At 69.0% G+C, this 20,206-nt stretch carries 23 protein-coding genes, 1 tRNA gene and 1 pseudogene; 7 read left to right on the forward strand and 18 right to left on the reverse strand.

Annotated elements, in window-relative coordinates; all coding sequences use genetic code 11:
* Positions 1–46 precede the first annotated feature (46 nt).
* The 3 genes from E2F49_RS03175 to E2F49_RS03185 form a co-directional block, all read right to left on the reverse strand.
* Positions 47–874 carry a plasmid replication/partition related protein gene (locus E2F49_RS03175; RefSeq protein WP_133392574.1) on the reverse strand — a complete coding sequence of 276 codons (828 nt, stop codon included), beginning with the start codon at positions 872–874 and terminating at the stop codon, positions 47–49.
* An 86-nt stretch (positions 875–960) separates the two neighbouring features.
* Entirely contained in the window at positions 961–1,830 is an 870-nt protein-coding gene (locus E2F49_RS03180; protein WP_133392575.1) for an MBL fold metallo-hydrolase, read from the reverse strand.
* Positions 1,831–1,981: 151 nt separating this feature from the next.
* On the reverse strand, positions 1,982–2,473 hold the full coding sequence (locus E2F49_RS03185; RefSeq protein ID WP_133392576.1) for a DUF4126 family protein: 492 nt from the start codon (positions 2,471–2,473) through the stop codon (positions 1,982–1,984).
* Between the two features lie 234 nt (positions 2,474–2,707).
* Between E2F49_RS03185 and E2F49_RS03190 the strand changes: the two genes are divergently transcribed.
* Together E2F49_RS03190 and E2F49_RS03195 are read left to right on the forward strand one after the other, a co-directional pair.
* The gene (locus E2F49_RS03190) at positions 2,708–2,926 is read left to right on the forward strand and encodes a hypervirulence associated TUDOR domain-containing protein (RefSeq protein WP_133392577.1); all 219 of its coding nucleotides are present in this window, start codon (positions 2,708–2,710) and stop codon (positions 2,924–2,926) included.
* A complete protein-coding gene (locus E2F49_RS03195; RefSeq protein WP_133392578.1) occupies positions 2,923–3,252 on the forward strand; it encodes a DUF3140 domain-containing protein in 330 nt (109 codons plus the stop codon). The genes E2F49_RS03190 and E2F49_RS03195 overlap by 4 nt, the downstream gene beginning before the upstream one ends.
* 16 nt (positions 3,253–3,268) lie before the next feature.
* Here the strand turns inward: E2F49_RS03195 and E2F49_RS16305 are convergent, their stop codons facing one another.
* The 3 genes and pseudogenes from E2F49_RS16305 to E2F49_RS03210 form a co-directional block, all read right to left on the reverse strand.
* Positions 3,269–3,628 carry a hypothetical protein gene (locus E2F49_RS16305; protein WP_165971106.1) on the reverse strand — a complete coding sequence of 120 codons (360 nt, stop codon included), beginning with the start codon at positions 3,626–3,628 and terminating at the stop codon, positions 3,269–3,271.
* Positions 3,629–3,710: 82 nt separating this feature from the next.
* Positions 3,711–4,671, reverse strand: a pseudogene (rlmF, locus tag E2F49_RS16775) (23S rRNA (adenine(1618)-N(6))-methyltransferase RlmF).
* A 98-nt stretch (positions 4,672–4,769) separates the two neighbouring features.
* Positions 4,770–5,249: a YaiI/YqxD family protein gene (locus E2F49_RS03210; protein WP_133393431.1), complete on the reverse strand. Its 480-nt coding sequence runs from the start codon at positions 5,247–5,249 to the stop codon at positions 4,770–4,772.
* A gap of 215 nt (positions 5,250–5,464) precedes the next feature.
* Between E2F49_RS03210 and E2F49_RS03215 the strand changes: the two genes are divergently transcribed.
* Entirely contained in the window at positions 5,465–5,935 is a 471-nt protein-coding gene (locus E2F49_RS03215) for an FKBP-type peptidyl-prolyl cis-trans isomerase (RefSeq protein ID WP_133392580.1), read from the forward strand.
* Positions 5,936–6,064: 129 nt separating this feature from the next.
* Complete coding sequence (locus E2F49_RS03220) at positions 6,065–6,748, forward strand: glutathione S-transferase family protein (protein ID WP_133392581.1); 684 nt, start codon at positions 6,065–6,067, stop codon at positions 6,746–6,748.
* A 33-nt stretch (positions 6,749–6,781) separates the two neighbouring features.
* On the opposite strand, the gene E2F49_RS03225 is transcribed toward E2F49_RS03220, so the two are convergent.
* From E2F49_RS03225 to E2F49_RS03250, 6 genes are all read right to left on the reverse strand, one after another.
* Positions 6,782–7,846, reverse strand: coding sequence for a zinc-binding metallopeptidase family protein (locus E2F49_RS03225; protein ID WP_133392582.1), 1,065 nt, complete (start codon positions 7,844–7,846; stop codon positions 6,782–6,784).
* Positions 7,847–7,868: 22 nt separating this feature from the next.
* Positions 7,869–8,696: a transglutaminase domain-containing protein gene (locus E2F49_RS03230; RefSeq protein ID WP_133392583.1), complete on the reverse strand. Its 828-nt coding sequence runs from the start codon at positions 8,694–8,696 to the stop codon at positions 7,869–7,871.
* A 213-nt stretch (positions 8,697–8,909) separates the two neighbouring features.
* Positions 8,910–8,984: transfer RNA gene (locus E2F49_RS03235), tRNA-Val, on the reverse strand.
* Positions 8,985–9,280: 296 nt separating this feature from the next.
* The gene (locus E2F49_RS03240; RefSeq protein ID WP_133392584.1) at positions 9,281–10,132 is read right to left on the reverse strand and encodes a tetratricopeptide repeat protein; all 852 of its coding nucleotides are present in this window, start codon (positions 10,130–10,132) and stop codon (positions 9,281–9,283) included.
* Positions 10,133–10,163: 31 nt separating this feature from the next.
* Positions 10,164–10,790, reverse strand: coding sequence for a TetR/AcrR family transcriptional regulator (locus E2F49_RS03245; RefSeq protein ID WP_133392585.1), 627 nt, complete (start codon positions 10,788–10,790; stop codon positions 10,164–10,166).
* Between the two features lie 10 nt (positions 10,791–10,800).
* Positions 10,801–11,058, reverse strand: a complete 258-nt coding sequence (locus tag E2F49_RS03250) for an acyl-CoA-binding protein (RefSeq protein WP_133392586.1) — start codon at positions 11,056–11,058, stop codon at positions 10,801–10,803.
* A 155-nt stretch (positions 11,059–11,213) separates the two neighbouring features.
* On the opposite strand from E2F49_RS03250, the gene E2F49_RS03255 reads away from it, so the two are divergent.
* The gene (locus tag E2F49_RS03255) at positions 11,214–13,202 is read left to right on the forward strand and encodes an SDR family oxidoreductase (RefSeq protein WP_133392587.1); all 1,989 of its coding nucleotides are present in this window, start codon (positions 11,214–11,216) and stop codon (positions 13,200–13,202) included.
* 24 nt (positions 13,203–13,226) lie between these two features.
* Here the strand turns inward: E2F49_RS03255 and E2F49_RS03260 are convergent, their stop codons facing one another.
* The 3 genes from E2F49_RS03260 to E2F49_RS03270 form a co-directional block, all read right to left on the reverse strand.
* Positions 13,227–14,138: a restriction endonuclease gene (locus E2F49_RS03260; RefSeq protein ID WP_133392588.1), complete on the reverse strand. Its 912-nt coding sequence runs from the start codon at positions 14,136–14,138 to the stop codon at positions 13,227–13,229.
* 142 nt (positions 14,139–14,280) lie between these two features.
* Positions 14,281–14,877, reverse strand: coding sequence for a phasin family protein (locus E2F49_RS03265; RefSeq protein ID WP_133392589.1), 597 nt, complete (start codon positions 14,875–14,877; stop codon positions 14,281–14,283).
* A 59-nt stretch (positions 14,878–14,936) separates the two neighbouring features.
* A complete protein-coding gene (locus tag E2F49_RS03270) occupies positions 14,937–16,178 on the reverse strand; it encodes a patatin-like phospholipase family protein (protein WP_133392590.1) in 1,242 nt (413 codons plus the stop codon).
* A gap of 87 nt (positions 16,179–16,265) precedes the next feature.
* Here E2F49_RS03270 and E2F49_RS03275 point away from each other — a divergent pair, with 87 nt between their 5' ends.
* Positions 16,266–16,982, forward strand: coding sequence for a DUF8198 family protein (locus tag E2F49_RS03275; RefSeq protein ID WP_133392591.1), 717 nt, complete (start codon positions 16,266–16,268; stop codon positions 16,980–16,982).
* 189 nt (positions 16,983–17,171) lie between these two features.
* On the opposite strand, the gene E2F49_RS03280 is transcribed toward E2F49_RS03275, so the two are convergent.
* Positions 17,172–17,444 carry a polyhydroxyalkanoic acid system family protein gene (locus E2F49_RS03280; protein WP_055249810.1) on the reverse strand — a complete coding sequence of 91 codons (273 nt, stop codon included), beginning with the start codon at positions 17,442–17,444 and terminating at the stop codon, positions 17,172–17,174.
* Positions 17,445–17,539: 95 nt separating this feature from the next.
* On the opposite strand from E2F49_RS03280, the gene E2F49_RS03285 reads away from it, so the two are divergent.
* Positions 17,540–18,337 carry an FHA domain-containing protein gene (locus E2F49_RS03285; protein WP_133392592.1) on the forward strand — a complete coding sequence of 266 codons (798 nt, stop codon included), beginning with the start codon at positions 17,540–17,542 and terminating at the stop codon, positions 18,335–18,337.
* Between the two features lie 111 nt (positions 18,338–18,448).
* Here E2F49_RS03285 and E2F49_RS03290 read toward each other — a convergent pair whose 3' ends face one another.
* Both E2F49_RS03290 and msrP read right to left on the reverse strand, forming a co-directional pair.
* Positions 18,449–19,135, reverse strand: coding sequence for a protein-methionine-sulfoxide reductase heme-binding subunit MsrQ (locus tag E2F49_RS03290; protein WP_425481352.1), 687 nt, complete (start codon positions 19,133–19,135; stop codon positions 18,449–18,451).
* Entirely contained in the window at positions 19,132–20,100 is a 969-nt protein-coding gene (msrP, locus tag E2F49_RS03295; RefSeq protein WP_133392593.1) for a protein-methionine-sulfoxide reductase catalytic subunit MsrP, read from the reverse strand. Before msrP ends, E2F49_RS03290 begins: the two co-directional genes overlap by 4 nt.
* Positions 20,101–20,206 lie beyond the last annotated feature (106 nt).

The raw sequence follows: 20,206 nt of genomic DNA on the forward strand, positions 1-20,206 counted from the left end.
CCGGTGGCGGCTGATTCCGCCGCGCCGAGTGGCGCGTGGCGCGTGCTCAGCCGCGCAGGCGCACGATCTGGTTCTGCAGGATTTCGATCTGCCCGCGCAGGTCCTCGTTCTCGGCTTCGAGCTGGCTGACGCGGCGCTGCAGGGCCTTGAGGTCGGGTTTGGGCGCCGCGTCCTCGCCAGCATCCTCACCGTCACCGCCGGCCTTCGGGCGCTTCTTCGCATCGCGTGCGCGCTTGGCGGCCTGCCTGAGTTCGGCCTTGCCGGCCTGCGCCGCGCTGCGCTGCTCGTCCTCGGGCAGGCTGGCGACCGCGGCCGCGGCGCTCATCGAGATCGCGCCGGTCTTCAGCGCTTCGACCAGCTCCGGCGTGGCCGAGGCGTGGATGCGCTCGATCATCGCCACCTGGTTGGCGCTCAGCTTGGCCTCGCGCGCAAGCTCGGCGCGGCTCACCGCCGAGGGCGCGTCGTCCCACGGCGGCCGGTCTTCGGTGTCTTCGAGCGGCGCATCGGTGGCCGGTGCGGTCTGCAGCGCCGCGATGCGCTGCGCCTGCTGGCGCGCGGCGATGATGTCGCGCTTGCGCAGCGCCAGCACGCCGCGCTGGTAGTCGGACACGCTGCGGCGGCCCAGATGCTGTTCGATCATCCACAGGTGCACGTCCTCCATCGACTGGAAGCGCGTGTTCTGCACAGTGTTGAACGGAATGCCGTGTGCCTGGCAGATACCGTAGCGGTTGTGACCGTCGACGAGAATGTCGTTCCACAGCACCAGCGCATCGCGGCAGCCCTCGGCCAGCAGACTGCGCTCCAGCGCTTCGTGTTCGTCCGCGGTCAACGGGTCGATGTAGGCCTTGAGTTCTTCGAGGACGACGATGTGCATGGACGGGCACCGCTGCGCGAGGGGGCGCGCATTGTAGGAGCGGCGGTCCGCGGATGTTGAGACTTGCGCGGCGCGGCGATCTGCGCTCAGTGCCGCGCGCCGGCGGCCAGCGCACCGGCCGGGAGCCGCGCCGGGCGACCACTGCGCCGTTCGAACTCCTCGACGTCGTGCGAGCAGAAGATGTCGACGTCGGCGCCGCTGTGACGCAATGCGCGCAGGCGTTGCTGGTTGCGCAGCCTGGCGTCGCGGTCGAGCTCCATCATCCATTGGTAGGCGCGCAGGCCCGGCGGGCAATGCGGACGCACGTCCATCTCGCGCGCGTGGAAATAGGCATCCGCGGCCAGCAGCTGCCAGCGCGATCCCGTGTCGATGGCGATGCCTGCATGGCCGTGCGTGTGGCCGGGCAACGGAACCAGCAGCAGTTCCGGCGGCAGGCCGGCGAGGTCGCGCACGGCGTCGAAGCCCATCCACCGTTCGCCATGTCCGGCCGCGTAGGTGCGCCAACGGTCGCGACTGGACCACTGCTGCGGGCGAAAGCGCTGGCGGTCGAGCCAGCTGCGCTGCAGCTGCGCGTGCTCCCGTTCACGGGCGAGCATGTGCACGGTGGCCTGCGGAAAGTCGTCCAGGCCGCCGGCGTGATCGAAGTCCAGATGCGACAGCAGGATGTGGCGGACATCCGATGGCCGGAAGCCGAGCCGCTGCACCTGCCGCGCCGCCGTCATCTCGGCGCGGAATTCCGGACGGACGAGGGCAAGGAAGAATGCGCTCAGTCGGGTGCGTGGATGCGCGACGTCACGCAAGCCCAACCCGGTGTCGACCAGCACCAGACAATCGGCGGTTTCGACCAGCAGGCAGTGGCAGGTCAGATGGCCGCGTGCGAGATCCGGCGTGCGGCCGTCCATCAGACGGCCGCCGAGCGGGCAGGTCGAAATGCAGTTGAGGTGATGGATCCGCATCGGCAGCGCCTCCGCAATGGGGGCTGCAGTGTTTTGCGCGGCCGGTCAGACACCCGTGACCGTGCGGACAAGTTCTGCCTGCCGTGCGCATCGTGCACGCGGTCGGGCAGCGTGCGTCGCTTAGCGCATCGTTCGGGACACGGCGCGCGGGTCAGTGACCGCGCAGGCGCGCGAATCCGCGCGGCCGCGGTCGCGCGCTGCGGGCGATCAGTGTCGCGCTGCCCAAGGTGATGGCGTCTTCGACGGCGCCGGTCGTCTTCTGCCCGTAGCGCCGCATCGCGCGGACGCGCAGGTTGAACGTGAGATAGGCCGTGCCGACCGCGGCGCCCGCACCGAGGACCGCAGCCAGCCCGCGTTGTTCGCGCGGCGCGAGCGCGGCGCCGGCGATCGCGCCGGTGACGATGCGGGCCAGCATACCCGCCGGCACGATGCGGTCAGGTGCGTCCTCGAGCTTGTCGCCGGCCAGTTCGCCGGCCGCGAGCGCCTTGGCCGCCATCGACGCGAAGCGGTTGGACAGCAGGCGCGGCGCGCCATTGTCGCGGGGCAGCGTGCCGTTGCAGGCGGCATTGGCGACGGTCGCCAGCGGCGTCATCGCGCGCATGCCGGCGACGGCGCCCATGAGGATCGAATGGATCAGTGCCATCGGGAAAGCCCTCGTCGGTCCCGCGACGGGCGGGGTGGACGCGATCAATGCCAGTCGCGCGGTGAATCCGGTGTCGTCGTCGGGGGACCGGACGGCCGTGGTCCGCGCCCGTTTCACCGGCGCCGGCCATGGGGGGCGGCGACCGGCCAAAGCAGAGACTGAACACCCTGATTTCACCCGCCACGCGCAGGCGCCGCCGCAGGCTGCCGGCCACCACAGCACAGGAGTTCGCGCATGGCCGGCTCGTTGAAGAAGGGCACCGAGGTGTCCTGGAAGACCTCGCAGGGCACGACACACGGCAAGGTCGAGAAAAAGCTGACCTCCGACACGACGATCAAGGGTCACAAGGTCTCCGCGTCGAAGGACGACCCGCAGTATCTGGTCGTCAGCGACAAGACCGGTGCCAAGGCCGCGCACAAGCCCGGCGCGTTGAAGCGGGCGGGCAAGTCGTGAACGACGCGGATCGCGAGACGCTCGACGCCTTCCGCGAGGCGGTGAACATGGCGCCCGCCGAACTCGAGCGCTGGCTCGACACCGACGCATCGCGCGCGGTCGGCGACAAGGGCGAGGGCGGCGGCGAGTCGGTCGGGCACGCGTCCGGCCGCCGCATCGTCAAGCTGCTGCGCAAGCGCCAGGACGACTACACCGCCGACGACTTCGCGCACATGCGAAAAGTTGTCGGCTACGTGCATCGCCACGTCGCGCAACGTCCAGAAGGCGATGTCACCGACACCCCGTGGCGGCATTCGCTGATGAACTGGGGCCACGACCCGGCCTGACGCAGGGGCCGCGGCCTCAGTGGGAGAACGGCGCGCGCGTGCCGTCGCCCGCGCCTTCCCAGCGTCCCGAGCGCTCGGCCTGCGGGCAGATGCGCAGATATGCGGTGTAGGCGAAGATTTCCTCCATCGACCAGCCGCGCAGGTACTGGCAGTACGGTGTGGGCCACGGGCAGTAGCCGGGCGTTGGCAGCGGTGTCGATCGCGCGTAGTCCGGCACGGGGTACCAGGCGCGCGGGCTGTGCGACATGCCGTACCGGCAGAAGACGAACGGATCACCGGCTCGCCACGTCAGGCCCTGTTCGCCGACCTGCGCGGCCAGCGGCGACGCGATGCATCCGAGCGCGACGAGCAGTGCTGCGAAACGGCGTGCGGACATCGGTCCGTCCTGGCGGCGTACGGAAGGTACAGCCTGCGCACACGGGGACCGTCCGCGCAGCGGCAGACGTCGTGCGGGCAGGTCAGGCCTTGCCGCGCTGCGCGGTCGGCGCCGCGTGCCACCACGCGCGCCGGGCGTCGACATCGTGGAACGTCCACGCGAGAAAGCGGCTCTGCTTGGCGCCCTGGGCCATGGTCACCTCGCGCACGTCGACGGCGGCCGCCTTGCGCAGCTCGAATCGCAGGCGCGCGAGGTGATCGGATCGGGACACCAGACTGGTGAACCACAGCACCTGCGAGGCGAAGTCGACACTTTCGCCGATCATGCGGCTGACGAAACGGGCTTCGCCGCCCGGACACCACAGCTCGCCGGCCTGGCCGCCGAAGTTGTGCCGGGCGGAGGCGGGCGCCGCGCGCCGCGAGATTGCCGCGCTTGCGCCGGTTGCCCGCCGCGGCTTCGCGCGCCGATGCATGGAAGGGCGGATTGCACAGCGTCACGTCGAAACGCTCGCCGGCGTTCACGACGCCGCGGAACAGTTGCCCTGCGACGTGCTGACGACGCAGCTCGATCGCCTGCTCCAGCGCGTTCGCGCGCACAACGGCATCGGCGATTGCGAGCGCCTTCGCATCGATGTCCGAGGCCGTGAATCGCCAGCCGTACTCGGCGTGGCCCAGCAGGGGATAGACGAGGTTCGCGCCCGTGCCCACATCGAAGGCACGCACGCGCGCGCCACGCGGGACCTCGCCGTCGCGATCGTCGGCGAGCAGGTCGGCGAGGCCGTGGATGTAATCGGCGCGGCCGGGGATCGGCGGGCACAGATAGCCGTCCGGCAGGTCCCAGTGCGCAATCCCGTAATCGGCCTTCAGCAGCGCCTGGTTGAGCGCGCGCACGGCGCGCGGGTCTGCGAAATCGATGCTCGTCTCGCCGGCGGGCGTGCGCAGCAGGAAGGGCTTGAGCGCCTTCGACGCACGCGTCAGGCGCGTGAATTCGTAGCGGCCCTGATGGCGGTTGCGGGGATGAAGACGTGGCGTGGGGGCGGGCATGGGATGCACAAGCGTGCCGGAAAGTCGGGGTTCGGCCTGGAGCAAAAATCAAAATGGGCCCCAGCGTTCGCTGGGGCGACGTTGCCTGGGCTTTCCGCCTACCTTTGCACGTTTCGCCCCGCGATCCAGCGATCCAGCTGATTGGCGAACGTCTGCCGGTCGCGCGTGTGCAACGCAGCCGGGCCACCGGTCTGCACCCCGGCGCCGCGCAGTTCGTCCATGAAGTTCCGCATCGACAGTCGCTCGGCGATGTTGTCGCGCGTGAAGCGTTCGCCGCGCGGGTCGATGGCGTCGGCACCGCATTCGACCACACGCGCGGCAAGCGGAATGTCCTGGGTGACGACGAGATCGCCCGGTCGCGCGCGCTCGGCGATCGCATCGTCGGCGACATCGAAGCCGCCGGAGACCTGCAGCGCACGGATGAAGCGCGAACCCGGCGTGCGCAGCCACTGGTTGGCCACCAGGGTCACCTGGACCTGCGCGCGTTCGGCGGCGCGGAACAGGATGTCGCGGATCACCACGGGACAGGCGTCGGCATCCACCCAGATCTGTGGGGGTGGCGGGGTGTGGTCGGGCATCTGCATGACGGAAACGGGACACCAGGCGCGGCGGCGACAGCGGCCGATCGTCGCGGGTGCGCAAGTGTACGGGCCTCGAACGATGCACGTGCCGCGTTTGCGCCGCATGGACCCGGCCGGTATCGTGAGTGCACTGCATCGCTGCTGCACCGTGGGTCTGCCGGTGTGTGCTGCAGCTTCCCTCCCGTTTTCTATCCAATCCAAGGAGCCAGTCCATGGAGATCGCCGCTGCGCGTGTCGCCACCTTCCACTACACCCTCACCGACGACGCGGGCGCGGTCATCGACAGCTCGCAGGGCGGCACGCCGCTGCCTTACCTGCACGGTGCCGGCAACATCGTGCCCGGCCTGGAGAAGGCGCTCGAAGGCCGCAAGGCCGGCGACACGCTGCAGGTCGACGTGCAGCCCGAAGAGGGCTACGGCCCGCGCAACGACGCCATGGTGCAGTCGGTGCCGCGCGAGGCCTTCCAGGGCATCGACGCGATCGAGCCGGGCATGCAGTTCCAGGCGCAGGGTGGCGGTGGCTCGATGATGGTGACCGTGGTCGAGGTCGGCGATGCCGAGGTCAAGATCGACGGCAACCACCCGCTGGCCGGCCAGGTGTTGCATTTCGCGATCGAGATCGTCGACGTGCGCGAGTCCACAGAAGAGGAAAAGCAGGCCGGCCAGGTCCTCGCACAGGCCTGATGCCGGCAGGCCGTCCCGGTCCTGGTGCCGGGGCGGTCCCGCGGGATCCGGGCGGCGCCAAGCCGTTCACCCGGTCCTGCGTGGCCGGGGCGCAGCCTGCGCGCATCGATCCCGCGGGAGGCGCGCGCCATGATCCGGATCACCGCCCTGAAATGGGTTCCACCGTTCGCCGCCGGCCAGGTGCGCGACCACCGCCTGCGCTGGGTCCTGCGGGAAGTCGGCTGGCCTTACGAGGTGCGTCTGCTCGACGCGCCGACGCTCAAATCGCCGGACTACCGCCACGCACAGCCCTTCGGCCAGGTGCCGGTGCTTGAGGAAGATGGCCGGCCAACGCTGTTCGAATCCGGTGCGGTGGTGCTCGATGTCGCGATGCGCGCGAACCGTCTGCTCCCCGAGGACCCCGGCCAGCGATCATTGGCGATCTGCTGGCTCGTCGCGGCCTTGAACTCGATCGAACCGGCGTTGATGAACGTCGCCGAGGTCGCGTATTTCACGCGCGACGAGGCCCAGCAGGCCGCACGGCGCCCGGTCGTCGACGCCTTCGCGCGCCAGCGGCTCGATGCGCTGCAGGGCGCGCTTGGCGATCGCACGTGGATGGTCGGCGATGACTTCTCGGTGGCCGATCTGATGCTGTCCTCGGTGTTGAAGATCGCCGACAGGCTCGACCTGCTCGAGGGTTTCGACGCCTTGCAGCGCTACGCGCAACGTTGCTGGGACCGGCCCGCGCACCGCGAGGCGATTGCCGAGCAATGCGCGACCATCGACGCGCATGCACAGGTCGACATGCGATACGACGCCTTGAAGACCGGATAGCCGCAGCGCCCGGTCACGCGCGGCGCGTCGGGCTCAGGCGGATTGGGCGCGCCGCACCAGGCCGTGGATGTAGGCCATCTTCTCCACCACCGGCGGCGCGATCACGAACGGATATGCGTCCGCCTGACCCATCGCGCGGTTGAGGCTGTTGATCGCCCAGGTCAGGGGCAGCCAGGCGTCGACCAGACGCCGGACGTCGGCGACGCGATGCGGATCGAAGGCGATCGTCGCCTCCATCGAGGGATCGTCGGCAAGGTCGGGCGAGATGCGGATGCCGAACGCGGACGCCATCTCCAGGGTGTCGACGATGTGCAGGTAATGCGCCCAGGTTTCCGCCCAGTCTTCCCACGGGTGCATTGTCGCGTAGGGGCTGACGTGCGCGGACTGCCAGTCGGCGGGCGCACCTGCGTCGTAGTAGCGCTGCAGGGCCTCGCCGTAGTCCTCGCGGTCGTCGCCGAACAGCGCCCGGCAGCGGGCCAGCTCGTCCTCGCCGGCATCGCGCACCAGCTTGTCCCAGTAGTAGTGGCCGACCTCGTGGCGAAAGTGGCCGAGCAGGGTGCGGTAGAGCTCGCCCATCGCCACGCGCGTCGCCTCGCGTGCGGCGTCGTCGGCCTCGTTGAGCGAGAGGGTGATGTGGCCGTTGTCGTGGCCGGTCATCACCTTCGGACCGTCCGGCGGATCGGCGAGGAAATCGAAGGACAGCGGCTGCGGATCGCCACTGCCCGGCACCGGCGTGGGCAGGCGCAGGCGCAGCAGTGTGTAGAACAGGCGGCGCTTGGCTGCCTCGATCTTCTGCCACGCGGCCAGCCGCTCCGGATCACCGAGGTCGGGAATCGTGCGGTTGTGGCGGCACGCGCGGCACAGCGTGTGCGGATCATTTGCAGGCAGCAGCCAGTTGCAGGCCGAATGGTCGGCATTGGCGCAGAAGCGGTAGCGCTGCCCGGGCCGTGCCGGAATCAGCCAGTCGCCCTGGTCGAGCTCGAGCGCCTCGAGCGTCAGCGTCTGGGGATCGAAGCCCAGCGTATGCCCGCAGCGCAGGCACGCGGTGTTCTCGAAGTACAGCACCTGCTCGCAATGCGAGCACTTGAACAGTTGCATGCGAGGGGATGTCCCGGAAGGATCAGGCCGCGTGGCCGAGGTCGTCGTCGAAATTCCGGGACGCGTCGTCAAGGTCCGCCCAGACCCGCAGCGACAGCGTGCGCAGCGGCCGGTAGCTGGTCAGGAATGCCACGTCGGCCGCATCGCGCCCGTGCGCGATCACCACGCGCCCGCCGCGCGGCGCCGACTGGGTCGCGTCGAAGGTGTACCAGGTGCCGCCCAGGTACGCCTCGAACCAGGCATGCATGTCCATCGGCTTGAGGTCGTGCAGCCAGCCCACGACCATCCGCGCGGGAATGTCGAGCGCTCGGCACAGGGTGATGCCGACGTGGGCGAAGTCGCGACACACGCCGGCGCCGTGCGCCAGGGTGTCCTGCGCATCGGTACTGGCGTTGCTGACGCCGTAGCGATAGTCCAGGTGCGTGGCGATCCACTGGCGGATGGCCTCGGCCTGGCCGTAGCCCGGCGCGGCGTCCTTGACGATCGCGCGGGCCTGTTCCCACATCGCGCCGCGATCGGACGGGCAATAGCGGCTGGGCAGCAGGAACTGCAGCGTGTCGGCAGGCAGGTGGGCCGGTTCGATCGCCGGCGCGTCGGGCGCGACGCGGATGTCCGGCGCGGTCTCGACGGTCGCATCGACGCGGACGCGAGTCAGCCCCTTGGGCAGCACGAACCGCTGGCAGCGGTTGCCGAAGCCGTCGACGTGCTCGTCGAACCCATGGCTGCGCGCGAAACCGCGGCGCCCGTTGACCTGCCACTGCGCGCGTCCGTCGCGCGGACGCAGCATCGCAATGACCGGGCTGGCAGCGTCGGTTTCGATCGAGAGTTCGCAGCCGGCCTGGACACGCATCGGGTGAAGGATTCCTTGAAGGTGCGCCACGGTAGGCGCGGGATCGTGCAGCGCGCGTGCAGGACGCGGGTTCAACAAGCACGGCGTCGACGACCGCTCACGACATGCGGATCGGACGCGTCATGATCGAAACGACGGGCAAGCTGCAGATGCTGCGACGTGCAGACGAAAAAGCCGGCCCACGGGGCCGGCTTCTCGCACACGCTTGGTGTCTGGTGGGCGGTACAGGGATCGAACCTGTGACCCTTGCCGTGTGAAGGCAATGCTCTACCGCTGAGCTAACCGCCCGGATCGTTCGGAGGGCCGGCACGAAGGCCTGGACCGTCTCCGGAGCGCCGTTCCTGTAAGGGGCTGCGCGATCGGGACGCGAATTCTACGGGCGAAATGGTTTGGCGACAAGCGGGGGTGTCGATCGGTTCGTATCGTGCTGTCGTCCCAGCGAAAGCTGGAAGCGCTTTTCAACAGCCGAAGGGCGGTCACCCATTTCGATCTGGAGCTTTACCGCGAAAATGGACCCCAGCCTTCGCTGGGGTGACGAGCTGGAGCATTGCCATCACACGGCAAGGGCCACAGCTCGCGACACATCACTCGATCTGCTCTGCCGCATATGCCGCGTCCAGCGCTTCCATCGCATCGGCCGGCTTGAGCTTCGCGGCCTTCTCGTAGGCCGCCGCAGCCGCCGCTTCCTTCTTCGCCCCGTGCAGCAACATCAGCACATTGCCGTGCTCGATGTGCGCGATCGGAGACTGGGGCGTGAGCTTGAGCGCGGTGGCGATGTGCGATTCGGCCTCGGCCGCCTTCGCGCCATAGGTCAGGCCACCGATCATCGCGCCGATCTTGTCGATGATCTCGGCGTGGTACAGCGCCAGCGCGGTATGCGCCTCGGCGTGCTTGGGTGCCAGTTCCAGCGCGGTGTGCAGCGAATCGCGGACCTTGCCGGCGATGCCCTGCTTGAGCGCCTTGGTGATGCTGATGCCCTGGCTGTAGCGGCCGAGCGCGTAGGCGCGCCGGTAATGGCTGTTGGCTTCGTCGGGCAATGCGGCGATCGCGGCCTCGGCCAGGGCGGCCGCCTGTTCGTAACGCTTGAGCTGTTCGGCTTCCGACGTCACCAGATGCGTGGCATGGATGCCCAGCGCCTTGACCGCCACCGACGCGCCGACCGGTCCGAGCGCACTACCGGCCTCGAAGGCGGTCTTGAAATCGCCGGCATGGAACGCGCGCCATGCGTCCTGCAGGGCGGTCGCGAGGTCATCGGCATCGAGTCTTTTCGGCGCGGCCTTGCCGGCGGCGGTGATCAGTGCCTTCGCGCGTCTGGCATCGGGAAACGGTTCGGCATCGCCGGCATGCAGCCGCGGCCAGGCCTTCTTCAGCGCATCGGCGGGATAGGCGAACGCGGTGGCATCGTGGGGAAAGGGCGCCCAGGTGGACTTGGCCATCGTGATTCCTCGCAAAGGCGCATCTGCGCCGTCAGTGGGTATAGGCCTTGACCAGCGCGTTGAGGTGCACGCGCTCGGCATCGCGCAGTGCGGGTGCCAGCAGCATCATCACCTGCACGATGCCCTCGCGGATCGCGACCTGTTCGTCACGGTCGCCACGCGTGGCGCTGTAGTTGAGCCAGAAGGTGGCGACGACGATCAGATTCGTCGCCGCCGCGTCGATCTCCGCAGGTGACGCCCGCAGGATGCCGGCGCGCGCGAGTCCCGCGATCACCGCATGTGCCCGCTCGCTGGCACGGCGCAGGATCCGCGAGAACCGCACGCGCAGGCGCCGGTTGCGGCTCAGGATCTCCAGCAGGTCGCGGTAGAGGAAGCGGTAGTCCCAGATGCACTCGAAGACCAGGTGCAGTTGCAGCCAGATGTCTTCCAGTTCCGGCAGCCGCCCGTCCGGCACCACCAGCGCGTCGTCCATGCGGGCTTCGTAGCCCGCGAACAGCTGCTCGATGATGTCGTCCTTGTTGCGGAAGTGGTAGTACAGATTGCCGGGGCTGATCTCGAGTTCGTCGGCGATGTGGTTCGTCGTCACCCGCGGCTCGCCCTGGGCGTTGAACATCGCGAGGGCGCAATCGAGAATGCGTTGCCGGGTGTCGCGGGCCATCGAGCGTGGGTCAGCCCGTGAGCTTGTCGACCAGCGCGATGTACTGCTGCATCGCAGCAGTCTTTTCCGTCCCGGCCAGCTTCGCCCAGGCGTCGTACTTGGCGGTGCCGACGAAATCGAAGAAGCCGGGCTTGGGCCCGCGCACGTCGCCTTCCGATCCCTGCTTGTAGAGCGCATAGAGCCGCAGCAGCGTGTCGTTGTCGGGCCGCTCGTCGAGCGCCTGCACGCGCTGCGCCGCTGCCTCGAACGCCTGTGTCACTTCGGACATCGTCATCCCTCCAGGAAGCCGGCCGCCATCACAGCACCGACGCCGCGGCAAGGCAACCACGCGCCGGCGGAGGGAAGATTGTCGGCCGCCGACGCCTCTGGCACCGTAGCCGGCGGGAGGACGCCCGGCACCGCGGGCGCCGCGGAGGGATGCGAATGGCTTACTTCGTGACCGGTGCGACCGGTTTCATCGGTCGTCACCTCGTGGGCAATCTGCTCAAGCGCAAGGGCACGATCCACGTGCTGGTTCGGAAGGATTCGAGGAAGAAGTTCGACGCGCTGGTGCGCGAGCTCGGCTGGGACGCCAAGCGCCTGGCCGTGGTCGAAGGCGACATGACCGCCGGACGCTGCGGCGTGTCGGCCGCGCAGCTGCGCTCGCTCAAAGGCAAGGTCAAGCACTTCTTCCATCTCGCCGCGGTCTATGACCTGACCGCGTCGCTCGAAGCGCAGCGCAGCGCGAACATCGACGGCACCCAGCATGCGCTCGACCTTGCCGCGGCCATCGAGGCGGGCTGCTTCCACCACACCAGTTCGATCGCGGCCGCCGGTCTGTACCCGGGCATCTTCCGCGAAGACATGTATGCCGAAGCCGAGGGCCTCGACGATCCTTATCTGCGTACCAAGCACGAATCCGAAGGTCTGGTGCGCCGCGAGACGCGCATCAAATGGCGCATCTACCGGCCGGCGATGGTGGTCGGGCATTCGAAGACCGGTGCGATCGACAAGATCGACGGGCCGTACTACTTCTTCACCCTCATCAAGAAGCTGCGCGACGTGTTTCCGCCGTGGATGCCGATGCTCGGTCTCGAGGGCGGGCGCATCAACATCGTGCCGGTGGACTTCGTCGCCGATGCGATGGACCACATCGCGCACAAGCCGCGTCTGGACGGCCACACCTTCCACCTCACCGACCCCGAGCCATTGCGTGTGGGCGAAGTGCTGAACCTGTTCTGCCGCGCCGGCCACGCGCCGGAGATGACGATGCGTCTGGACGCGCGCATGTTCGCGTTCGTGCCGCCGTCGATCCGCGGCGCGGTCGGCGCGCTGCCGCCGGTGAAGCGGTTCGTCGGCATGTTGCTGCGCGATTTCCGCATCCCGAAGCAGGTGATGAAATTCATTACCTATCCCACGCGCTTCGACAACCGCGAGGCCGAGCGCGCGCTGCGCGGCAGCGGCATCGAGGTGCCGAAGCTCGAGGACTACGCGTGGCGGTTGTGGGACTATTGGGAGCGCCACCTCGACCCGGACCTCTTCATCGACCGCACGCTCAAGGGCAAGGTGCGCAACAAGGTCGTGGTGATCACCGGCGGCTCGTCGGGCATCGGCCTGGCGACCGCGCAGCGCGTGGCCGAGGCGGGCGCGGTGACGGTGATCGTCGCGCGGCGCGAAGAGGAACTGTTCGCCGCGCGCGATGCGATGAAGGCAGCCGGCGGCAAGGTGTTCGCGTACACGGCGGATCTGGCGGATCTCGCCGATTGCGACCGGCTGGTGCAGCAGGTGCTGGCCGATCACGGTCACGTGGACATTCTCATCAACAACGCCGGGCGCTCGATCCGGCGTTCGATCGAACTGAGCTACGACCGCTTCCACGATTTCGAGCGGACGATGCAGCTCAACTACTTCGGCAGCCTGCGCCTGATCATGGGCTTCATGCCGTCGATGACCAGACGCCGCAAGGGCCACATCATCAACATCAGCTCGATCGGCGTGCTGGCGAACTCGCCGCGCTTTTCGGCCTATGTGGCATCGAAGGCGGCGCTGGATGCCTTCAGCCGCTGCGCGCAGGGCGAGTTGTCGGGCAAGGGCATCAGTTTCACGACGATCAACATGCCGCTGGTAGCGACGCCGATGATCGCGCCGACCAAGATGTACGACAGCGTGCCGACGCTGACGCCGGACGAGGCGGCCGGTCTGCTGGTCAAGGCGATCATCGAAAAACCCAGTCGCATCACCACGCGTCTGGGCATCTTCGCAGCCCTCGTCAACGCGGTCGCGCCCAAGGCCTACGAGATCGTCATGAGCACCGCGTTCGAACTGTTCCCCGACTCGGCCGCCGCCAGGGGCGACCGTTCGGCGTTACGCGACGAAACGCCCAGTCAGGAACAGATCGCGTTTGCCGCGATGATGCGCGGCGTGCACTGGTGACGCGATTGCGGTGCCGGCGCTGCTTCAGAAGCTCCGGCACTGCAGGAAGCGGGTCTGCTGTCCGCTGCCGGGCGGCGGCGTGATCTGCAGGCGCGAAGACGTCAGGTCCGGCTGACGCAGCACCAGCGCGCAGATCGCGTCGACGACCGCCTGGTCGTCACCGCGGCTGACGAAGACCTGCAGGGTCGAGCCGGTGGCCCAGGCTGCGCGCTCGACGTCGGGCAGGGTGACGAGGCTGCGGACCAGGTCGCTGCGCTGGTCTTCGATCGGCGCATGCGGCGGAGCTTCGATGCGGACCGGCGCGGCAGGCGCGGCGGCCACCGGTGTGGCGGCGGCACTTGCCGGCGCTGCGGGTTCGGGCATCGCGAGGAAGGTGGCCACGCCGGCCAGCAGCGCGAACAGCCAGCCGAGCAGGGTGCGACGACGCGCGGCCAGGCCGGTTTTCGTGCGGATGGCGTCGAGTTCGCCGGGCGGCATCAGATCGCGCAGTTCCGGCCACAGGGTCCGGCCGTCGAGCAGTTCGATGCGCTGCTTGCCGGCGGCGCTCCGCGCCTCGTCGTCGATCTTGCCCTGCGTCACCAGCAGGCCACCGGTGGCGCTCTTGAGCAGCACTTCGCTCGACAAAGCCTGCACCGCGTTGCGGCCCAGCACGTAGGTCGACGCGTGCTTGCACGACAGCAGCCAGCGCGCGCCTTCGCGTTCGAGCATGTAGTCGCGGTCGCCGGACGCGTCCTCCAGGTCGACCACCTGCACGTAGCCGCGACGACGCAGCGCCTGCAGCACCATGCCGATGAAGCCGCGCCAGGAGATCGCCGACAGCGCGACGATGCCGGCCGCGGTCTCGTCGCGACGACGCTGGATGGTGAGGAAGTAGAACGACGCCGCGACACCGATGGCGATCGCCACTCCGATGGCGGCGATCCACTGCGTGGTCATGCCGGTATCCGTATCCGCGGGCAGGGGCGGCAGGATACCCGAGGGCGCGATGCCTGCGGCGTGGAGGCGCAGTGCGCGACGAGCGGCGCGGCACCTGCTGGCGTGCCCGGCCCTCCCCCGCCGCGGGGGAGGGCACGAGAGCTCAGGCTGCGGGTGCGGCCTTCTTCGCGGCCCGCTTGCGCACCGGCGGCTTGGCACCGTTGGCGGCCTTGCGCGGCGCCGCACTCTTCTTCGTCGCTGCCTTCTTCGCGGGCGCACGCTGCGCCGCGGTCTTCTTCGCGGCGGGCCTGGCGCCGCGACGCTGCAGCGCCTCGGTCAGTGCGTCGACACGGGCACTGAGCGCGCGCACGTCTTCGCGGCCGGGCACGCCGAGCTTGACCAGGGCGCGCTGCACGCGGTCTTCGAAGACCTTCTCCAGCCGGTCCCAGGTATCGGCGGCGCGCTCGCGGGTCTGGCCTACGCCGGTCTCGACTGCGCTGCGCATGGTGCCGGCGCGGGTGCTGGCGAACTCGCGCGCGGTCTTCTCCAGACCGGCGCCTTCCTTCATCAGGCCTTCGAACAGGCGCGAGCCCTCCGCCTGCGCGCGGCCGAATGCGCCCACACCCGCGAGCCAGATCTGTTGCGCGGATTCACTGATCGACTTCGACAGGGCCTCGCCCCTCGCGGCATCGGCGGCGGGCTTGCGGCGGGGAGCGGACTTCTTCGTGGCTTTCTTCGCGGTCTTCTTGAACGTGGCCATCGGGGTCTCCGGGCGGGTGGTGGATGAGGGGCGCAATCGCGTGTTGCGATCCGGGTTGACTACTTCAGGAGCTTGCGGGGTGACGCGGTGACCAGGCGCTCGACATCGTCGAGCGCGCGATGCAGGCGTGCGGTGGTCTCGGTGCGGCGGCTGCGCCGCGGCGGCAGGCCATCGAGCAGGGTGCGGTCCGTGTCGGCAAGCATGTCCTCGCGCAAGGCGATGCCATGCGCCGCCAGCACCGGCGCCAGCACGTCGCGACGCGCACGCAGGTCGTCGAGGGTGCGGCGGTAGCCCAGCGCACAGACGCGGTGGCGCGTGGAGAAACTGAACGCATTGAGAAAGAACAGTTCGGACGCGTCGTCGCCGGGTTCGAACACCAGCTGGTCGACGTCCGGATACTGCTGCGCGTACTTCGCCAGTCCCACCTGCATGCGCGATTGCAGCAGCGTGCGGAAGGTCTGCGACAGCACCGCGGGCAGGCCGCCATCGGCGAGCGGGCGGCGCCGGCGTCGACGCGGCGCATCGGCGGCTTCGCGATCGCTGTAGGGCACCAGCGGGTTGAGTCCCAGCAACAGGTCGATGTCGCGTTCGAGCAGCACCGAGGCATGCATCGTCCGTCGCAGCGCGCCATCGACATAATGGCGCCCGCCGATGCGAACCGGCGGATAGAGCCCGGGCAGGGCGGCGCTGGCCTGGACCGCCTGCGAGATCGGAACATCGCGCAGGTCGCCCTGGCCGAACAGCGCGGCCTCGCCGCTGTCGAGATCCACCGCGACCACATGCAGCGCGGCCTCGAGCGTGCGGAAATCGTTGCTGCGACCACGCCGCGAGAACACGTCGCGCAGGAAACGCTCGACACCCCGGTTGTCGAACACGCCGGTCGGCACCACGCCGCCGAACAGCGGTGCACGCGTTGCGCCGGGCAGCAGGGCGCGGGTCCAGTCCGCGGCGAGGCGCGGCAGGCCGGCAACGCGCCGCGCGTATTCGCCGAACGCCGGGCGCAGGAACACGTCGGCGCGGAATTCGAGATCGTCGCTGTCGCCGGTGATGAAGGCGCGGCACATCTCCTCGACGTCGAGCCGGTTGGCGAGCCCCGCGGCAAGAAAGGCGCCGCTGCTGATACCGACGTAGCTGTCGAGCCGGGTCAGGTCGAGCCCGTCGAGCGCCTCGTCGAGTGCGCGCAGCGCACCCAGTTCGTACATGCCGCCGAGCGGACCGCCGCCGGCGATGGCCAGACCGATCTTCGGCGCCCGGTTCGAAGCGCGCTTGCGGCGATGTCCGGCGGGATGCAACGACAGCATGGCGTGGCCTGGCGGAGGGTCCGACCGAGTCTAGCCACACACTTCTGAAGGATTGCTCCAGACACGGCCAGCGCCGACACTGCGGCGATGACGGCCTCCGATCTTTCGGCGCGCCTGGCCACGCGACTGGCCTGGCACCAGGCGCTGCACAACCCCGACCATGATCCGCGCATCGGCTCGCACTGGCTGGGCGAGATCCGCCGCTACCAGGCCTCGCGTCTGCGCCGCAGCTTCGCGCACTTCCTCGACGACCCGACGCGCGCGCCGGCAGCGACGTTCTTCCTCGGCGACGTCTACGGCGACCGTGACTTCACCCGACGCGATGCCGACATCGCCCGCATCCTGCCGACCATGCGGCGCCTGCTGCCGGCGCGCCTGCTGGAAACGGTGTCGGATGCGATCGAACTCGGCGCGTTGAGCCAGGCGCTGGACCTGCGCATGGTCGAGGCCTTGCAGACGCTGGCACCGCGCCGGCGCAAGCTCGACGACGCGCTGTATGCGGCGGCGTATCGGCAGGTGGGTCGCGCAGGCCTGCGCAGGCGCCAGGTGCGACTGATCGGGCGGGTCGGCCGCGGTTTCGGCAAAGCCCTGAAGATGCGCGGCGTCTCGGCGCTGCTCGCGTTCTCGCGTGGTCCGGCGCGACTGGCCGGGCTCACCGAACTGCAGGGATTTCTGGAACGCGGCTATGCGGCGTTCGAAGCGCTGGGGGATCCCGACGCGTTCGTCGCCGAGATCGAGCGGGATGAGGGGGAGGTGTCGCGGCGGTTGTTCGCCGGGGATCCGGATCCTTACGGATTTCAATAATTGATCGGAATTCTCGCTCGTCATCCCAGCGAACGCTGGGATCCATTTGCTCTTCAGAGCCTCAGATCAAAGGCGACGAAGGCCAAAATCAAAATGGACCCCAGCTTTCGCTGGGGCGACGACAAACTCGCTCGGCGCGGATTCCACATTCACAGGCCGAAACTGCTTGCTCGGAAGTTTGAGAAGCGCTCAGAACTTCTCCGCCAGCACCCGGCGGATCTCCGCCTCGATCGGACCCTGCATCGCCGACAGCAGGAAGCCCAGCTTCGCGGTCACGCGCAGGTTGCCCGGCAGCAGCGCGATCGCGCCGTCCACGCCCGAGCGGCTGAAGTTGAGCTTGTCGCCGTCCCAGCCGTACTTCATGTCGAACCGTTCCGAGAGCTTCTTGGCGACGGCCTCGACCGCGGAGCGCGCCTTCTCCGGCGGCAGCGAATGGGGATGGGTGATGTCGATGCCGGCCATGCGCAGCTCCCGCGGGTTGTCGTGGAGGCGCATTGTGCCCGGGGCCGCGTGATGGCGCGACAGCGCATCGCGCGAGCGTGCTAGATTCCCGGCGCATGACTGCGCTCAAGCTGCGTTTCCCCACGTCCGACGAACCCGAACTGCCGCTCGACATCGGTGTGCACGGCATCGGCCGCGCCGGCGGTGGCGCACTGGCGCCGGTCGCCGACGGCAGCGAGCCCAGCGTGCGTTTCTGCGTCGATCGCCGCGGCGTGTGGCTGACCGTCAGCGAAGGCGTGCAGGGCGTGCACGTCAACGGCCGACAGGTCCGCCGCATGGCAATGCTGCGCACCGGCGACGCGATCTTCGTCGACGGGCACGAGCTGCGGCTGGTCTCGGCCACGCCGTTGGCCGAGATCGTGCCGCCGGATCCGGCCGACGACGAGGGCGACGAGCCCGATCCGCGCGTCGTATTGCGTGGCGTGGGCGGTCGGTATCACGGCCGCAGTTTCACCCTCGATCGGCCGCGGCTGGTGGGGCGTCACGGCGAGGCCGACATCCGCATCGACGAGCCCGGCTTCGCCGACCGCCACGCACGGCTCGAGCGCGTCGGCGGCATGGTCCGCCTGACCGATCTGGGTTCGGCCGAAGGCAGCGTCGTGAACGGCGAACTGTTGCGCGACGCCGTGCTGCAGGCCGGCGATCAGATCGTGTTCGATGCGCACCATCGTTTCGTCGTCGAGGCGCCGGCGCGTGCTTCGCGCGGGCTCGGCTACGACCCGGATGTCGAACCGACGCCGCTGCTCGACGACCTGCCTGCTCCGCGCGGTGGCCTGCGGCTGCCGTGGCTGCTGCTGGCGGCGGTCCTGCTGGCCGGACTGCTCGGTGCGCTGCTGCTGTTCGGCGCGGCCTGAGGCGCGCCACGCGCCAACCCGACCCGGAAAAACACTTCAGGCGCTTCCAGCAGCCGGCGCCAGCACAACGTGTCAGGCAACGTCGTCGCGCCAGGCGGGTAGCGGCGACGCTCATCGTCCGTGCTGTGCCCGGCGGGCGCCGGCCGCAGTCACGCGTCGGCGTTCAAGCGCCTTCCACACGCGCCATCCGAGCAGCAGCGCGAGAATGCCTGCATACAGCGCCGGCTCGCGCCAATCGGATTTCACGATCCACCAGAAATGCAGCACCGCGAGCGCGGCGATCGCATAGATCGCCTTGTGCAGGCGACCCCAGTTGCGGCCGAGGCGGCGCATCCAGCCCTTGGTCGACGTCACCGCCAGCGGCACCAGCAGCAGCCAGGCCAGAAAGCCGACGGTGATGAAGGGACGCCGCGCGATTTCCGTCGCCACCTGCGACAGGTCGCCGACCAGATCCAGCGCCAGCCACACCGCGAAATGCAGACTCGCGTAGACGAATGCGTACAGACCCAGCATGCGCCGGAAGCGGACCGGCGTGGTCCAGCCGCTGATCTGGCGCAAGGGCGTGATCGCGAGCGTGATCAGCAACAGGCGCAGCGCGCCGATGCCCAGTTCGTGCTCGATCGCGACCACGGGCTCGGCGCCCAGCGCGTCGACGTTCGCGCCACCGAGTACCTGCCACACCCGCCAGCCCAGCCAGGCCAGCGGCGCCAGACACAGCAGGTGCACCAGGACCTTGCCGACGATCACTCCGGTCGGCGTGGACGCCTTGCGCGCAGGCGCGCGCGGCCCGGGGCTCAATACCACTTGCGCAGATCCATGCCCGCGTAGAGCGAGGCCACCTGGTCGGCGTAGCCGTTGAACGGGCGGGTGTCGATGCGGTTGGCGAGCAGGCGATTGCCGCTGCCGGCGATGCGGCGTTCGGTCTTCTGGCTCCAGCGCGGGTGATCGACCGCCGGATTGACGTTGCTGAAGAACCCGTACTCAGACGGCTGCAGATCGTTCCAGGCGGTGCTGGGCATGCGCTCGACGAAGCGGATGCCGACGATGGACTTGATGCTCTTGAAGCCGTATTTCCAAGGCACCACGAGCCGCAGCGGTGAGCCGTTCTGCTGCGGCAGCGGCTTGCCGTAGAGACCGGTGGCGAGAAACGCGAGCGGATGCATGGCCTCGTCGGTCCGCAGGCCTTCGCGATACGGCCAGCGGATCGACCGGAAACGCAGGCCCGGCATCTGTTCGCGATCGGCCAGCGTGGTGAACGCGACGAATTTGGCTTTCGAGTTGGGCTCGAACTTGCGCAGTACCGAGGCCAGCGGCACGCCGCTCCAGGGAATCACCATCGACCAGCCCTCGACGCAGCGCAGGCGGTAGATGCGTTCCTCGTTGGCGACGCCATGCAGCAAATCCTCGAACGACACCCGTCCGGGCTTGGCGCACTCGCCACCGACTTCGACCGTCCACGGCGATGTGCGCAGCGTCTTGGCCGCGCTCGACGGGTCGCCCTTGCCGGTGCCGAACTCGTAGAAGTTGTTGTAGGTCGTGATGTCCTCGTAGCGCGTCAGCGGCTCGTCGGTCCGAAACCCGCTGCGCGCCTGGGCGGGCGTCACCGGGGTCGTGGAGGCCGGCGGCGGCTCGGCATCCGCGCACCCGGCCAGGCCGAGCGCCGGCGCGGCCGCCATCAGGGCGAGCAGGCGGCGGCGGTCGCGGTAGACGGCCTCGTCGGTGACTTCGGATTCTCGGATCCGCAGGGCTTCGCGCAGCGACATCGGGAACACTCCTGGGCGCTCGGCGCCGCGACTGGAACATCGACTCATACGTTGCCAGCGCAACCATTGGATGCGCGTCAAACTGCTGCGCTGCGGCATACTTGCC

The organism is Luteimonas terrae (assembly GCF_004358165.1).
Classification (GTDB): Bacteria; Pseudomonadota; Gammaproteobacteria; order Xanthomonadales; family Xanthomonadaceae; genus Luteimonas; species Luteimonas terrae.

What these genes read in the sequence shown, in the direction of transcription:
- E2F49_RS03175 (WP_133392574.1), bottom strand. Translation starts at nt 874, where the DNA reads ATGCACATCGTCGTCCTCGAAGAACTCAAGGCCTACATCGACCCGTTG.
- E2F49_RS03180 (WP_133392575.1), bottom strand. Translation starts at nt 1,830, where the DNA reads ATGCGGATCCATCACCTCAACTGCATTTCGACCTGCCCGCTCGGCGGC.
- E2F49_RS03185 (WP_133392576.1), bottom strand. Translation starts at nt 2,473, where the DNA reads ATGGCACTGATCCATTCGATCCTCATGGGCGCCGTCGCCGGCATGCGC.
- E2F49_RS03190 (WP_133392577.1), top strand. Translation starts at nt 2,708, where the DNA reads ATGGCCGGCTCGTTGAAGAAGGGCACCGAGGTGTCCTGGAAGACCTCG.
- E2F49_RS16305 (WP_165971106.1), bottom strand. Translation starts at nt 3,628, where the DNA reads ATGTCCGCACGCCGTTTCGCAGCACTGCTCGTCGCGCTCGGATGCATC.
- E2F49_RS03210 (WP_133393431.1), bottom strand. Translation starts at nt 5,249, where the DNA reads ATGCCCGACCACACCCCGCCACCCCCACAGATCTGGGTGGATGCCGAC.
- E2F49_RS03215 (WP_133392580.1), top strand. Translation starts at nt 5,465, where the DNA reads ATGGAGATCGCCGCTGCGCGTGTCGCCACCTTCCACTACACCCTCACC.
- E2F49_RS03220 (WP_133392581.1), top strand. Translation starts at nt 6,065, where the DNA reads ATGATCCGGATCACCGCCCTGAAATGGGTTCCACCGTTCGCCGCCGGC.
- E2F49_RS03225 (WP_133392582.1), bottom strand. Translation starts at nt 7,846, where the DNA reads ATGCAACTGTTCAAGTGCTCGCATTGCGAGCAGGTGCTGTACTTCGAG.
- E2F49_RS03230 (WP_133392583.1), bottom strand. Translation starts at nt 8,696, where the DNA reads ATGCGTGTCCAGGCCGGCTGCGAACTCTCGATCGAAACCGACGCTGCC.
- E2F49_RS03240 (WP_133392584.1), bottom strand. Translation starts at nt 10,132, where the DNA reads ATGGCCAAGTCCACCTGGGCGCCCTTTCCCCACGATGCCACCGCGTTC.
- E2F49_RS03245 (WP_133392585.1), bottom strand. Translation starts at nt 10,790, where the DNA reads ATGGCCCGCGACACCCGGCAACGCATTCTCGATTGCGCCCTCGCGATG.
- E2F49_RS03250 (WP_133392586.1), bottom strand. Translation starts at nt 11,058, where the DNA reads ATGTCCGAAGTGACACAGGCGTTCGAGGCAGCGGCGCAGCGCGTGCAG.
- E2F49_RS03255 (WP_133392587.1), top strand. Translation starts at nt 11,214, where the DNA reads ATGGCTTACTTCGTGACCGGTGCGACCGGTTTCATCGGTCGTCACCTC.
- E2F49_RS03260 (WP_133392588.1), bottom strand. Translation starts at nt 14,138, where the DNA reads ATGACCACGCAGTGGATCGCCGCCATCGGAGTGGCGATCGCCATCGGT.
- E2F49_RS03265 (WP_133392589.1), bottom strand. Translation starts at nt 14,877, where the DNA reads ATGGCCACGTTCAAGAAGACCGCGAAGAAAGCCACGAAGAAGTCCGCT.
- E2F49_RS03270 (WP_133392590.1), bottom strand. Translation starts at nt 16,178, where the DNA reads ATGCTGTCGTTGCATCCCGCCGGACATCGCCGCAAGCGCGCTTCGAAC.
- E2F49_RS03275 (WP_133392591.1), top strand. Translation starts at nt 16,266, where the DNA reads ATGACGGCCTCCGATCTTTCGGCGCGCCTGGCCACGCGACTGGCCTGG.
- E2F49_RS03280 (WP_055249810.1), bottom strand. Translation starts at nt 17,444, where the DNA reads ATGGCCGGCATCGACATCACCCATCCCCATTCGCTGCCGCCGGAGAAG.
- E2F49_RS03285 (WP_133392592.1), top strand. Translation starts at nt 17,540, where the DNA reads ATGACTGCGCTCAAGCTGCGTTTCCCCACGTCCGACGAACCCGAACTG.
- msrP (WP_133392593.1), bottom strand. Translation starts at nt 20,100, where the DNA reads ATGTCGCTGCGCGAAGCCCTGCGGATCCGAGAATCCGAAGTCACCGAC.